The organism is Alteromonas sp. BMJM2, from assembly GCF_027257845.1.
In the GTDB taxonomy this organism is placed as follows: domain Bacteria; phylum Pseudomonadota; class Gammaproteobacteria; order Enterobacterales; family Alteromonadaceae; genus Alteromonas.
Genome location: NZ_JAPVOT010000017.1, coordinates 65,785 through 79,974 on the forward strand (window position 1 = coordinate 65,785; position 14,190 = coordinate 79,974).

Annotated in this window: 11 protein-coding genes; 5 read left to right on the forward strand and 6 right to left on the reverse strand. The window is 44.9% G+C overall.

What is annotated here, in order from left to right:
• Positions 1 to 129: 129 nt before the first annotated feature.
• Together cphA and O9X84_RS15670 are read left to right on the forward strand one after the other, a co-directional pair.
• Positions 130 to 2,958 (forward strand): cyanophycin synthetase, encoded by a 2,829-nt coding sequence (gene cphA / locus O9X84_RS15665; protein WP_269520630.1) that lies wholly within the window; start codon positions 130 to 132, stop codon positions 2,956 to 2,958.
• Positions 2,959 to 4,770, forward strand: coding sequence for a Mur ligase family protein (locus tag O9X84_RS15670; RefSeq protein ID WP_269520631.1), 1,812 nt, complete (start codon positions 2,959 to 2,961; stop codon positions 4,768 to 4,770).
• A gap of 164 nt (positions 4,771 to 4,934) precedes the next feature.
• Here O9X84_RS15670 and lnt read toward each other — a convergent pair whose 3' ends face one another.
• The 5 genes from lnt to miaB form a co-directional block, all read right to left on the reverse strand.
• Entirely contained in the window at positions 4,935 to 6,434 is a 1,500-nt protein-coding gene (gene lnt / locus O9X84_RS15675; RefSeq protein WP_269520640.1) for an apolipoprotein N-acyltransferase, read from the reverse strand.
• Between the two features lie 43 nt (positions 6,435 to 6,477).
• Complete coding sequence (gene corC / locus O9X84_RS15680) at positions 6,478 to 7,335, reverse strand: CNNM family magnesium/cobalt transport protein CorC (RefSeq protein WP_269520632.1); 858 nt, start codon at positions 7,333 to 7,335, stop codon at positions 6,478 to 6,480.
• Between the two features lie 151 nt (positions 7,336 to 7,486).
• Complete coding sequence (gene ybeY, locus O9X84_RS15685) at positions 7,487 to 7,957, reverse strand: rRNA maturation RNase YbeY (protein ID WP_269520633.1); 471 nt, start codon at positions 7,955 to 7,957, stop codon at positions 7,487 to 7,489.
• Positions 7,954 to 9,030 (reverse strand): PhoH family protein, encoded by a 1,077-nt coding sequence (locus tag O9X84_RS15690; RefSeq protein WP_269520634.1) that lies wholly within the window; start codon positions 9,028 to 9,030, stop codon positions 7,954 to 7,956. The genes ybeY and O9X84_RS15690 overlap by 4 nt, the downstream gene beginning before the upstream one ends.
• A gap of 72 nt (positions 9,031 to 9,102) precedes the next feature.
• Complete coding sequence (miaB, locus tag O9X84_RS15695) at positions 9,103 to 10,536, reverse strand: tRNA (N6-isopentenyl adenosine(37)-C2)-methylthiotransferase MiaB (protein ID WP_269520635.1); 1,434 nt, start codon at positions 10,534 to 10,536, stop codon at positions 9,103 to 9,105.
• Positions 10,537 to 10,926: 390 nt separating this feature from the next.
• On the opposite strand from miaB, the gene O9X84_RS15700 reads away from it, so the two are divergent.
• Positions 10,927 to 12,264 (forward strand): FAD-dependent monooxygenase, encoded by a 1,338-nt coding sequence (locus O9X84_RS15700; protein WP_269520636.1) that lies wholly within the window; start codon positions 10,927 to 10,929, stop codon positions 12,262 to 12,264.
• A complete protein-coding gene (locus O9X84_RS15705; RefSeq protein WP_269520637.1) occupies positions 12,264 to 12,440 on the forward strand; it encodes a hypothetical protein in 177 nt (58 codons plus the stop codon). The genes O9X84_RS15700 and O9X84_RS15705 overlap by 1 nt, the downstream gene beginning before the upstream one ends.
• Before the next feature lie 4 nt (positions 12,441 to 12,444).
• On the opposite strand, the gene O9X84_RS15710 is transcribed toward O9X84_RS15705, so the two are convergent.
• A complete protein-coding gene (locus O9X84_RS15710; protein WP_269520638.1) occupies positions 12,445 to 13,029 on the reverse strand; it encodes a TetR/AcrR family transcriptional regulator in 585 nt (194 codons plus the stop codon).
• A 441-nt stretch (positions 13,030 to 13,470) separates the two neighbouring features.
• Between O9X84_RS15710 and O9X84_RS15715 the strand changes: the two genes are divergently transcribed.
• On the forward strand, positions 13,471 to 14,022 hold the full coding sequence (locus tag O9X84_RS15715) for a carboxymuconolactone decarboxylase family protein (protein ID WP_269520639.1): 552 nt from the start codon (positions 13,471 to 13,473) through the stop codon (positions 14,020 to 14,022).
• Positions 14,023 to 14,190: the final 168 nt, after the last annotated feature.

A 14,190-nucleotide genomic window follows, 5' to 3' on the forward strand; every position in this document is an offset into this window, starting at 1 on the left:
CGTGGTAACGGTTTATGTGGTTCTGACCCCCTTTATGTTTGTTTTTATGTCAGTTAATTTGGATCTGACCCCAATTATTCTGTAGTGTGTTTGTATAATCTGGGTATAGAAAAAGGGAAATTCGGTGTAATGAAGATTTTAAGTCAGAATGTGTATGTTGGGCCTAATGTTTACGCTAATTTTCCGGTTATTTGTTATCAAATAGACATTGGTGAGTTAGAGAAGTGGCCGTCAGTTAAACTTGGTCGAGAGTTTATAGATGGATTAGTTGCAGCCATTCCAAGCTTGCAAGAACACGGGTGTTCTTATGGCGAATCAGGTGGTTTTCTTCGTCGCTTAAATGAAGATGAAGGCACTTGGATTGGTCATATTTGGGAACATGTGGCTATAGAGCTTCAAAATTTGGCCGGCTCTTCGGTCTCTTTTGGCCGCACTCGCAGCTTAGAAAATGAAGGTTGCTATTACGTTGTATACCAATATCATCAGCGCGATGTGGGTATAGAAGCTGGCGCGCTTGGATTAAAGCTTCTCAAGCACTTAATGCCAAGTGAAGTGCAGCAAGCAATAGATGCAGACATTGAGGACGATTTTGACTTTAATGATGAACTCACTGCGTTTATTAAAATGGCGCAGAGAAAAGAATTCGGACCGAGTACCGCATCGCTAGTTGCTGCCGCTGAAAATCGCGATATTCCATGGTTACGCCTTAACAATTATAGCTTGGTGCAATTTGGCCACGGTAAGCATCAACAGCGTATTCAAGCCACTATAACCAGTGAAACAAAGCATATTGCGGTAGAAATTTCCTGTGATAAAGAAGACACCCACAATCTTTTAAACGACCTTGGCTTACCCGTACCCCAACAGCTTATGATTTATAGCGAGCGACAGGCGGTAAAAGCCGCTCGCCGCATTGGCTTTCCAGTAGTGTTAAAACCATTAAATGCAAACCATGGTCGTGGCGTTAGTATCAATTTAACTACCGATGAAGAAGTTCAAGTAGCGTTTAACGAAGCGCAGCAGCACGGCACAAGCAGAGCTGTGCTTGTGGAAAGCTACTTAACAGGTTACGACCATCGTATGCTGGTGGTTAACAATGAATTAGTGGCGGTAGCCAAGCGAGTTCCTGGCCATGTAGTAGGCGACGGTAAGCACACTATTTCAGAATTAATCGACATTGTGAATCTTGATCCTCGACGCGGCGTAGGACATGAGAAAGTGCTTACTCGCTTAGAGCTAGATAACCAAGCAATGCGCCTAATGGAAGAAGCTGAGTACACTGAAGATACGGTGTTGCCAGAAGGAGAAGCTTTCTTCTTACGTTCAACGGCAAACTTATCAACCGGCGGTACCGCCATTGACGTGACTGACATTGTACACCCTGATAATCGGGATATGGCAATTCGTGCTATTAGGGCTATTGGTCTTGATATCGGCGGCGTGGATTTCTTAACGGAAGATATTAGTCGTTCATACAAAGAAATAGGCGGCGGTATTTGTGAATGTAACGCCGCGCCTGGTTTTCGAATGCATGTCGCGCCAAGTGAAGGCAAACCAAGGGACGTGGCTGGTAAAGTGATGGACATGCTGTTCCCCACCGGGAAAAGCTCGCGTATTCCCGTAGCCGCCATTACCGGTACAAACGGTAAAACCACTACCTCTCGTATGCTGGCCAGCATTATGAAAGCCGCTGGTCACACAACGGGAATGACCTCTACAGACGGTGTGTATATTGATGGCCACCTTACGGTAAAAGGAGACATGACAGGTCCAACGTCGGCCCAAATAGTATTGCGCGACCCAAGCGTTGATTTTGCGATTATGGAAACGGCTCGTGGCGGCATTGTAAAACGCGGGCTTGGTTATCAAACTTGCGATGTTGGGGCTTGCCTGAATATTACCGCAGACCATTTAGGCCAACGAGGAGTCAACACCCTAGAGCAGCTTGCGCAAATTAAGCGAGTGGTGGTTGAGGTTGCTAAAGATTGTGTTGTGCTTAACGCCGACGATATTCACTGTTTGCAAATGGCGGAGTTTTGTAGCGCCAAACAAATTTGCTATGTCACTATGGACCCAGGGCACGGACTTGTTCGTGAACATATTCGCCGCGGCGGTATGGCTGTTGTATTAGAAAAAGGCATAAACGGTGACATGATCACTATTTATGACAAAGGCGCTCACATTCCACTTTTATGGACGCACTTAATACCTGCCACCATCGAAGGTAAGGCGTTGCATAACGTTCAAAATGCGATGTTCGCCACTGCAATGGCTTACAGCTTTGACACTAGCTTAGAAGATATAAGGCAAGGGCTACGCATATTTAATACGTCGTTCTATCAAGCGCCTGGGCGATTAAATATATTCGACGAGCACCCCTTCAAGGTTATTCTGGATTACGCCCATAACCCGGCTGCTATAAAGACAATTTCTGATCTTGCGTCTCGATTAGACGTGAAAGGTAAACGTCGTTTAGTTATTGCTATGCCTGGAGATCGTCGCGACGAAGATATTATCGAGTCTGCCAAATCAGTGGCATCCACGTTCGACACTTTTGTGTGTAAAGCTGATGATGATAGACGCGGGCGAGGCTTTGATGAAGTACCGCAGCTGTTGAAGAAAACGCTGATGGAACAAGGTGTGGCTGAAAAAGACATTGAAGTTATTCCTAGCGAAGAAGAGAGCATAGACGCTGCTTTAGCTTCATGTCACGCAGGAGACTTAATTGTAATTTTGGGCGACAACATCACCCGCTGCTGGAAGCAAATAGTGCACTTTAATGACGATGGGGTAGCGCAAACGGCCGAGTCGCAAGCTAACTTAACGCCTTCCCAAGATTATCCTGAAAAGCTGTTTGAGCCTGTGGAAAACAAGTTTGAGCTGCAGGAAGGACAGCGCATTGTAAACGATGAACGTGGTGTACATATTGTTGTCGATCGCGACGAAGAGTCTGACTAAATGAGTGAACAGCACACAACTATAAGGCTTGAATTAGACGAAGTTCGTCGCCTCACCGGGCCGAACTTACTGTCAAACGATGCTGGCGCTATTATCGATGTTTTTATAGAGGGTATAGCTCCTCAAACGGTGGTTGATTGTTGGCACAAGCACTTGCATACCATTGAGCAGCAGCTTGAGTGGAATGAAAATACATACGTGCGCTTTTACGAGGGTGGCGCGAGTATGTCAATAAGTGCACCAATCGACCTTTTGTATAGCGCCTGTGATGTTATCGAACTAGCGTGGGAATGCTGCGTGTTCGACTTCAGTAAGCGTTATTCGCTGCGCTTAGATACGCCGGCTCTGGCCAATTTTTCCAGTCGAATAGATGAATTAAAAACGGCCATCATTGAAGAAAGAAACCCAGCACTCATCGCTTTTGTAAACGCCGCTACAAACAATAGTGTGAGGTGTCTAGTTGACGATGATGAAGTGAGTTTGGGCACGGGCACTAGCGCGCAAATCTGGCCTATAGATTCACTCCCAGATACAAAGGAAGTAGAGTGGCAAAGCTTCCGCGATATTCCGTTAGCGCTGATAACAGGTACTAACGGTAAATCGACCAGCGTAAGGTTGGCGGCACAAATTTCAAAGGCCGCCGGCATAAATGCAGGGGTTACCTCTACCGATTTCATCAAGGTAGGTGAGCAGATTATTGATGAGGGCGACTACTCAGGCCCTGGTGGCGCTAGAATGCTACTGCGTGACAACCGCACTGAAATAGCGTTTTTAGAAGTTGCTCGGGGTGGTTTATTGCGTCGTGGGTTGCCAGTTTATCAAGCAAATGCGGCTTTAGTGACCAACGTAGCCAGTGACCATTTAGGTCAATACGGTATCAATACGGTCGATGAAATTGCCCAAGTAAAATTGATGGTGGCCAAAGCAATACGTGATGGCGACACACTGGTATTAAACGCAGACGATGAGCGCTTAGTGAAGTTTTCAGACAGCTCTAGTACATCGATTTGTTGGTTTAGTAAGCGCGCTGATAACCCTCAAATTGTGCAGGCTAAAGCAACGGGGCGCGCCTGTGTGTATGCAGATAATAACCAAATTATGTATTTTGACGGCGAAGCGGCAGAGTCTCTCGCTCAAATTGACCTAATACCAATGACGGTAAAAGGCACCGCTTTGCATAATCTTGAGAATGCATTAGGGGTGGTAGGCTTATGTAAGTCGATGGGCATAGAAAGTGAAGCAATCAGTCAGGGCTTGTTTGACTTTGAAAGTAACGCTTCAGACAACCCCGGCAGAACGAATATCTACACCCGTGGTGATGCCACCATAATCGTCGATTTTGCACATAACCCGCATAGCATGCAGGCCGTAATTAATATGGCATTGGGGTTAAAGCAAAAAAATGATTACAGCGAAGTTACAGTGCTGTTCGGCCACGCTGGGGATAGAACAAACCTTGATATAACAAACGTGGCTGATGCGGTGATAGCGCTAAAGCCTGACACCTACATATTAACCGAACTTGAGAAATATTTGAGGGGCCGTCACCTCGGTGAAATATCCGATGTTGTAGAGCACCACTTATTAGCAAGTGGTGTGAAGCAGGCTCAAATTAAACGCGCTGATAGCCCTTTAAAAGGCACTAAAATTGCGCTAAATCATTCAGTTGCAAATGATGGTGTTGGCGAGCTAAAAGTCAAAGACATCAAAGACGACACAAACGGTAAACGCATTAAAGGAAAAACATCGCTTATTCTGTTGTTTGCATTGGCCGAGCGCGACGCTATTCAAGCACTTATCGAGTCGACGTAAAGTAGTAAACTGCGTTTGCCAGCTAATTTGCAGGCTTACCTTGAAGCAAGTTTTTCAAGTTAGGTTGTTCAAACAAGTGCTTTACGCTTGCTCAGTATTAGGAATGCAAAGGCGCTTTTAAGCAAAAAAGCGCCTTAGTATTTGTTGAACTGGCTTGCGCCAGATCAGCCTTGTCGCAAGCGCCACGCACAAATAAACAACACCAATACTAACAACCACACGCCAGAGTCTTGCAAGTGGTAGTAAGGGGTAAACCCTGTGGTGGCAATAACGGGGGCACTAATATTGGCAGACTCAAACTGCGGCAGCCTTCCATCAACCCTTCCTTTGTGATCAATAAACGCAGTAATACCATTATTGGTGGCTCGTAGCACCGGCCTGCCTAACTCCAATGCTCGCATTTGGGCTATTTGAAGGTGTTGTGCTGGCCCGTGAGACTTACCAAACCATGCATCGTTACTTACGGTAACTATCATATCGGTATCGCTGTTTATGTTCGCAGTCACTTGGCGTGGAAAGGCAATTTCAAAACAAATAGCGGGCGCAAGGTGAATACCGTTGGCGACTAAATTTTGCTGTTGAAAGTCTCCCCGAGAAAACGACGACATAGGTAAATCGAAAATAGGTGCTAGCGGGCGCAGCAGTGATTCAAAAGGCACAACCTCTCCAACAGGCAACAGGTGGTGTTTTGAAAAGCGATTGCTATGAAAATACTGATAGTCTGGATATGTCGCGTCTGGCGTTTTTTTACCAAGTACAATCAAATTGTTCCAAGCCTCATCGGTTTCCCAATTAAAGTTAACGATACCTGTGATGAGCGCCGTGTTTTCGACAAAGGCTCTTTCGTTTAACTGAGTTAAATAAGGCTGCGCTAATGGCTCAAGTTTAGGCACTGCGGCTTCTGGCCAAATGATGAGGTCGCTATCCCATACCGTTTCTGTTAACGATAAATACTTTTCCATGGTAGAGGCGTCTTGCTCTGGTACCCAGCGAAGGCTTTGAGGAATGTTGCCTTGCACCATCGCCACAGAATAACTTTTCGTCGGGCTTACCCATGTGTGTTGGTGCAATAAGATACCGCTTATCAATAAGCTTGCGGTTATTGCACTAGCCGACAGCAAGGTACGTTTGCTGTTAATGATGGCAAGCGATGCAGCGCTAATAACAAGTAAAGCGGTGATACCCGTCTCACCAATCATAGGCGCAAAGCCTGCCAGTGGACCATTTATTTGGCTGTAACCTAATGATAACCAAGGAAACCCAGATAACATCCAGCTGCGCAGCCATTCGGCGAATACCCAACACAAAGGCAGTGCTAAAGGCCACAGCTGTGGTCTGAAAAATTTGGTCGTCAGCTTAAAAGCCAGTGCAGGGTACAGCGCTAAATAGCCGCAGAGCAAAGCCATTAAGCCCACTGAGGCAATAAGCGGAAGGCCACCGAAGTCGGCAATACTCACGTGTACCCAGCTTACACCTGCGGCAAACCACGCCATGCCAAATATCCAACCTGCAAAAAAAGGCCTGTGTTTTAATTTAATGACTTGTCGTATCGCAATAGCAAAAGCTGGAATAGTGAGCGCCCACATAGAGAAGGGCGCAAAAGCTAGCGTAAGACTCAAACCGCTTATAATAAGCAGTAAGTAAGGAGTAAGGCGTTTTAGCATGGGTAGTTTTAGCATAGATGCCTGCAGCATCTATGCTACCTAATTATTCGAGAGAGGGAACCGAAACTTTCAGTTGAATCAAGCGGCGCTTATCAGAGTTTGTCACCTTAAAATGAATCTCATTGATAATAACTTCTTCACTCGTTTCAGGCATGTGACCAAACGCTTTTAGCACAATGCCGCCAATGGTATCAGCTTCTTCTTCACTGAAAGTCGTTTCAAAGAATTCGTTAAAATCGTCTACTGGGGTTAATGCTTTTACCGAGTAGGTTGATTTATTCAGCGGACGTATATCGTCGGTGCCGTCTTCTTCGGTATCAAATTCGTCTTCAATTTCACCAACAATAATCTCTAGGATATCTTCGATAGTGACAAGACCAGATACACCGCCGTATTCATCTACCACAATAGCCATGTGATAGCGCTGCTGTCTGAATTCCTTTAGCAGTACATCTACACGCTTGCTTTCAGGAACAATAACCGCGGGGCGTAATATATCGCGAAGATTAAAATTCTTTTCGGTATTGAAGGCGAAGGAGAGAAGATCTTTAGCGAGTAAAATACCTTCAATGTGGTCTTTATCTTCGCTAATAACTGGGAAACGTGAGTGAGCAGACTCGAGCATAATAGGAAGAAACTCTTCCACTTTTTGCTCAACATCGATAGTGGACATTTGGGCGCGAGGGATCATGATATCTCTTACGCGCATTTCGTTAACCCCAATAACCCCTTCAATCATTTCACGGGTTTGTGGGTCAATTATTTCATTTTGCTCCGCATCGGTAATAACCGCTACCAATTCTTGTCTATTTTTCGGCTCGCCAGAAATCGAATTTTTTAGTTTATCTAACCAACTCTTGCCTGATGAGCCGTTGGTAGAGTGGGGGTTGTCGTCGCTCATAATATCCATTTTATAGTTAATTCAACGCCAACGTTAAAATGCTTATCGTTGGTCGTCAATGCTTTATTGTTTTAAATTTGAAATCGCTTTTAATCCACAAGCTTACAAAAACTGTTTATAAAGCCCAAGGCAGTTTCTATCAAAGCGTTGATTAAATTTCGTAAGGGTTTGCAATACCTAAGGCGGAAAGAATAGCTATTTCTTTGCTTTCCATCACCTGGGCATCTTCGTCTGTAATATGGTCGTAGCCCAATAAATGCAATATGCCGTGAATTGTCATATGGGCATAGTGGTGTTCAACGGCCTTTTCCTGCTCATTTGCTTCCCTACTAATTACAGGTGCACATATAATTAAATCGCCCAGTAAGTTCATCTCAACCCCAGGCGGGGCCTCAAAAGGAAAAGAAAGCACATTGGTAGGCTTGTCTTTTTGACGGTAGTCACTGTTTAACTGCTGGCTTTCCGCTTCGTCAGTAAAGCGAATCGTCACTTCTTGTTCGCGTAAACCTTCAGCAGATAAAACCGCGTTAGCCCACAGGGTAAGATTGTCGGCAGAGGGAATAGCATTCGCTATTTCCTCTTCGCCTTCATACACATTTTGATAATCGATAATAGCGGTCACGAGTTGCTGCTTGTATCAGAGCCACCTACCGATGATGAGCTTTGTTCCTGCTGCTGTCGCAATGCCTCTTCTTTCTTTTGCTTGCGAATGCGCTCTTGCTCGGCATCGTGTTCTTCATAGGCTCGAACAATACGCGCTACAACAGGGTGGCGAACCACATCATCGGCACTAAAGAAGTTAAATGAAATGTCGTCAACGTCACTTAATACCTCAATGGCATGGCGTAGGCCAGACTTTGCGCCTCGTGGCAAATCTACCTGTGTAATGTCACCGGTAATTACCGCTTTAGAGTTAAAACCAATACGGGTTAAGAACATTTTCATTTGCTCTACCGTGGTGTTTTGACTTTCATCTAAAATGATAAAGGCGTCGTTCAAGGTTCGACCACGCATATAGGCCAACGGAGCCACTTCAATAACGGCACGTTCCATAAGCTTTTCGACTTTTTCAAAGCCCAGCATTTCAAACAGCGCATCGTAAAGCGGGCGCAAATACGGGTCTACTTTTTGTGATAAGTCACCAGGTAAAAAGCCCAGCTTTTCACCCGCTTCAACCGCAGGGCGAGTAAGAAGAATACGACGAACTTCTTGTCGCTCTAATGCATCTACCGCAGCTGCCACGGCAAGGTAGGTTTTACCCGTTCCCGCAGGGCCTATACCAAAGGTAATATCGTGATTAACAATATTGGCAACGTATTGCGCTTGGTTGGGGTTACGTGGCTTTATTACGCCGCGCTTTGTTTTGATGTTAACTTCTTTGCCGTAGCCGCCTGTTGCGTCTTTTTCTATAACGCGAGCTTCTTGAATGGCCAGATGCACCTGCTCAGCTTCAAGGTCGGGAATACGGCCTTTTATCGGCTGCGTTTCAACGTACAGAAGTTTCAGTAGTTCGGTAGCACTGTTTATTTGCTGTGGCTCTCCTAGCACCTTGAACGCGTTATTTCGGTATGTTATTTCAACACCCAACCTACGCTCTATTTGCTTGATGTTGTCATCAAACGGTCCACATAAACTCGACAAACGCTTACTATCTGCCGGTTCTAACTCAAATTCATTACTTACCAATGTACTCAAACTTCTGTTTTCCTCGCTTTACGCTTTTATCTTCAATGTTATTAATTAGCGCCACAAGCTGTGGCGACTGTTTTAGGCTGGGTTAAATTGGCCCACACCCAACTCGTTAGGTGATTCTGCTTGATGTTTTGCCAAAATCGCTTGGGGCGATACCGCTACGCGCAAGCCCATTTCGCTCTCTCTGCGAATAACTTCACCGCGCAGTGAATTGGTAAATACATCTACCACATTTACATCGACAAACTCGCCAATCATATCTGGCGTGCCTTCGAAATTAACCACTCGATTATTTTCAGTACGGCCAGAAAGCTCCATTGGGTTTTTCTTAGAAGGGCCTTCTACCAAAATGCGTTGCTCAGTGCCCACCATATGACGAGCAATGCGCAAAGCCTGTTGGGTAATACGCTGCTGTAAAAGATGTAAACGCTGCTTTTTGGTTTCTTCGCTAACGTCATCTACTGCATCTGCCGCCGGTGTACCTGGGCGAGCGCTGTAAATGAAACTAAAACTTAAATCGTAATCTACGGCTTGGATCAAATCCATGGTTGCTTCAAAATCAGCATCCGTTTCGCCAGGAAAGCCAATAATAAAGTCGCTCGACAAGCTTATGTTCGGGCGAATTTTCTTAAGCTTACGCATTTTAGATTTGTACTCTAACGCGGTATGACCACGCTTCATCAAATTCAAAATACGATCTGAGCCGCTTTGAACTGGAAGGTGTAAATGGTCTACTAACTCTGGAATACCTGCATAGGCATCGATAATGTCGTCAGTAAACTCTACTGGATGTGAGGTGGTATACCGAATTCGGTCGATGCCATCGATAGCAGCAACCAACTCTAATAACTCAGAGAAACGGCAAACCGTGCCATCGTAGTGATCGCCTCGGAAGGCGTTTACGTTTTGCCCTAACAAGTTAACTTCACGAACACCTTGACCAGCAAGTTGTGCAATTTCAAGCAGCACATCATCAACCGGACGACTGACTTCTTCACCGCGCGTGTAAGGCACAACACAGAATGTGCAGTACTTTGAGCAGCCTTCCATGATGGAAACAAACGCAGTAGGGCCCTCAGCACGGGGCTCTGGTAGGCGGTCGAATTTCTCGATTTCAGGAAAGCTGATATCCATCACCGATTTAGCGCCACCTTTAAGCTCGTTGATCATTTCAGGCAGGCGGTGCAGCGTTTGAGGACCAAAAACAAGGTCGACAAAAGGGGCACGTTGACGAATTGTGTCGCCTTCTTGCGATGCAACACAGCCGCCTACACCAATAATAAGCTCAGGCTTATCTTGCTTTAAGTTTTTCCAACGACCAAGCTGATGGAATACTTTCTCCTGCGCTTTCTCGCGAATTGAGCAGGTGTTAAGCAAAATGATATCGGCTTCTTCAGCGGTGTCTGCCGCGGTGTAGCCATGCGTAGAGTCTAGTAAGTCTGCCATTTTATCCGAGTCGTACTCGTTCATCTGGCAGCCCCAGGTTTTGATATACAGCTTTTTAGTCATAACAACTATTCGTTAACCTGTTAAGTTCTGGTAAGTGGTTGGTGAAGAATAGAAAACGCTACAAGCAATAGGGTATATTGCTGCTTCACACAACGCAGTTACGTTGAAGATGTTCAAAATAGCCGCATATTTTACCTGTTATGTAGCTATATTCCCAGCGCATTACGATGATTACCGATTAATTAATTTCATCGGCTCGCTTTGCTCACGGTGCACTGCTGGTATTATCGAAAGCGAATGCTATTTTTATGGTCATTTTGGGTAAAGACAAGGGAGGAAATGACTCCATTTAATATGCGCTTAATTTGTGTTACTCGCGGGTATTTTATATTCTGCACACAATTTAAAATGACAGTTACTACTTAGAATTACAGGTACCACGGAGTACGAATGTACGATTTTTGCATTAATGGCGGCGGTATGGTGGGCGCAGCATTAGCCCTTGGGCTAGCGCAGCAAAATTACCGCGTGGTAGTGATAGAGCCAAATCAGCCTAACGCATTTGAAGTAGAGCAAGGCCCAGATTTACGAGTGTCGGCTATTAGTGAAGCATCTGTTACCTTGCTAAAAGCGCTAGGGGCGTGGACAAACATTGAAAAAATGCGCTTAAAACCCTACGTAGGTTTGAGCGTGTGGGACAACCCTAAGCATCGAACTGACTTTACTGCAAAGAGTATCGACGTACCTCAGTTAGGCTACTTTGTCGAAAACCGTTTGTTGCAGTTAGCCTGTCACGAGGCGCTAACGCAGCATGAAAACGTGACAATTATCTTTAACGAAAAAATAGACAACATTGCGCTGTCATCAGAAAGCTCATCAAGTGATCTAACGCCGGGCTCTGAACTAACGCATAGCTCTAAACTAACGCCTAGCCCCAAAACTGATAACAATCCTAGTATCGATGAAGAAAGCTCAAGTGAGACAAGCACACTTGAGCAAAGCGTGTGTATTACACTGTCTTCAGTCTCAAAATCTTCAGTCACAGAGTCTTCAAACACGCAGATTCAGGCTAAGTGGCTTATTGGGGCAGATGGGGCAAGATCCCAAGTTCGTCAGTTTGCCGGTATTGGTACGTCAGGTTGGCAATATGGCCAACAAGCGATGGGCATCACCGTTAAAATGGCAAAAGAAACCCAAGCTATCACCTGGCAGCAGTTTACACCCACGGGGCCAAAAGCCTTTTTGCCTATGTTTGACGAGTACGCATCGCTTGTGTGGTACAACTCCCCAGAAGAGCTAAAACGTTTAAAAGGCCTTAACAGCACCCAGTTAAAAAACGAGGTTATTAACGCTTTTCCTAATGAACTTACTCAAAACGAGAATGATTTCTCAATTATCGACAAGGCAGCGTTTCCGCTCACTCGCATGCATGCTAGTGAATACGTAAGAGAACGGGTGATATTAATCGGCGATGCTGCTCATACCATTAATCCACTTGCTGGGCAGGGAGTGAATATTGGCTTTAGAGACGTTCAAGCCCTTTTAGAGGTAACTGCCAAGCGTCATGATGTAACGTCTCAGGTCTTTTTTAAGGCGTTGAAAAACGATTACGAGAAGCCACGTAAACGGGACAACTTGTTAATGATGTCAGCAATGGATGGGTTCTATACCTTGTTTAGTAACGACATAGCCCCCATAAAATGGATAAGAAATCAGCTTCTTTCGGTGGCCGAACGTGCAGGCCCAATAAAGAAAGAAGTGCTTAAATATGCTATAGGGATGCGTTAATGGAAGTGCTTATTTTACTGGCGGTATTGTTTGCGGCGTTAGTTATTGTTGTTCCACTTTTAGAGCGTTCGAAAATGCGCATAAGTAACGATGACGCAGCAAAGTGGGCGAAGTGGATCTGGCCACTAATGGGGGTGTTGCTTGTCGTTCAGCTTATCAGGCTGGTGTTTTTTTGAGGATTCATTCAGTCGGCCATTGTTTAGTAAGGTCGTAAAGCACCTTTTCAATCATCTTTTCAATTGCACTGTTGTCAGTTTGCAATATTGCGAAGGCTCGTAATCCCACGAATTGATTTTGCAGCCAATCGGCTGCAAAAGCCACTGGCGTGGTTTCCTGCAACTCTCTCGTCTCTATCGCTTTTTCGATGATGTTAGCGAAGCAGTTATTTAGTAACACCATTCCTTCAAGTACTGCTTTCTTGCCCACATCGCCAATCAGTTCCAACTCGGTAATCGATTTTACCAACAAACATTGGCGCATGTATCTCAACTCATCGGGGTTAATTAAGGCAGTTTTAAAAAATTCCCGAAGGGATAAGAGCGGGGTGTCGCTGTCGGCCACGCTCTGCAGTTTGTCTTTGCTGTGAGCTACATACTGCTCTACTACAAGCTTAAATAAGCCTTCTTTGTTTTGAAACCGCGCGTATATGCTTCCCGGACGCATGTCCAATGCTTGCTGAATATCGCGCATGCCAGAGCCTTGGAACCCTTTTTTCCAAAACAATATAGTCGCCTTTTCGACCGCATCTTCTTGTGCGTACTTCATAACATGGTACTCAATACAAATTTGAACGTGTGTTCAATTATCTCTCGAACAATGGCCAAGGTAAACCCATTATTGAAAAATAGGGGTTAAATCGACATCTACCAAAATTTAAGTCTCGTATTTAAGTCCCCTATTTATGATATATTGAACGAGTGTTCAAAATTTACTTGAACGATCGTTCAGATATGTGTAGTCTATATAAATCGCTTGCTAGTCATATTTTAGATAATCCTAGTAAGCTAGTTTTAAACTTGAATATATTCGGTATTAAACCAGTTAGGTAAATATGCCTTTCAGGGTTTGATGCCACTGAAACGATAGTGCGATTTTTTATAGCGTGCGTCAGTTACGCGTTTCGCTTTTTTCATCGATAGTGAAAAGCAGAGCGTTGCCGTTATCGTCTATTTTTTTCAATTCGTTCACAGCATTAGGAGAACAAAAATGACAGATTTTACTCTACATACAAAAGAGTCAGCGCCAGAAGCGTCTAAACCACTTCTGGATAATTCAGAAAAAGCATTTGGCATGGTACCGAACCTACATGCAGTAATGGCCGAAGCGCCGACGCTACTTGAAGGGTACCAAGTGCTGCACAAGCTTGCACAAGACACCTCGTTTAATGCCGAAGAGCTAACCGTTGTATGGCAAACGGTAAATGTTGAACACGCATGTCATTACTGTGTGCCAGCTCATACCGGCATCGCAAAAAGCATGCAAGTGCGCGATGATTTGATTGAAGAGCTTCGCAACGATGAAGCGCTGTCTGATAGCAAGCTAAATACGCTTAAAGAAACTGTGCTTGCGCTAACTCGAGGCAGAGGAAATGCAGAGAAGTCGCAGCTAGACGCATTCTATAAAGCAGGCTACGAGCACAAACAGCTGCTTGAAATTGTGTTGATATTAGCGCAAAAGGTAATGAGTAATTACACCAATCACCTTGCAGATACACCAGTTGATGAACCGTTCAAAAAGTTTGAGTGGTCACCTAAGTAATAGCTAGAATGTAATACGAATAACGGAAGCTTATGCTTCCGTTTTTTGTTTGCCCAGCGAAGCTGGCAAACCCAGCAGGACAATAGATGCCTGCATCACCCTGATTGAGGGGAAGATAATCCGAATCGCAAGGGCGTCACTGGCCAACGGTGGGGTCTGAAGGAAGCG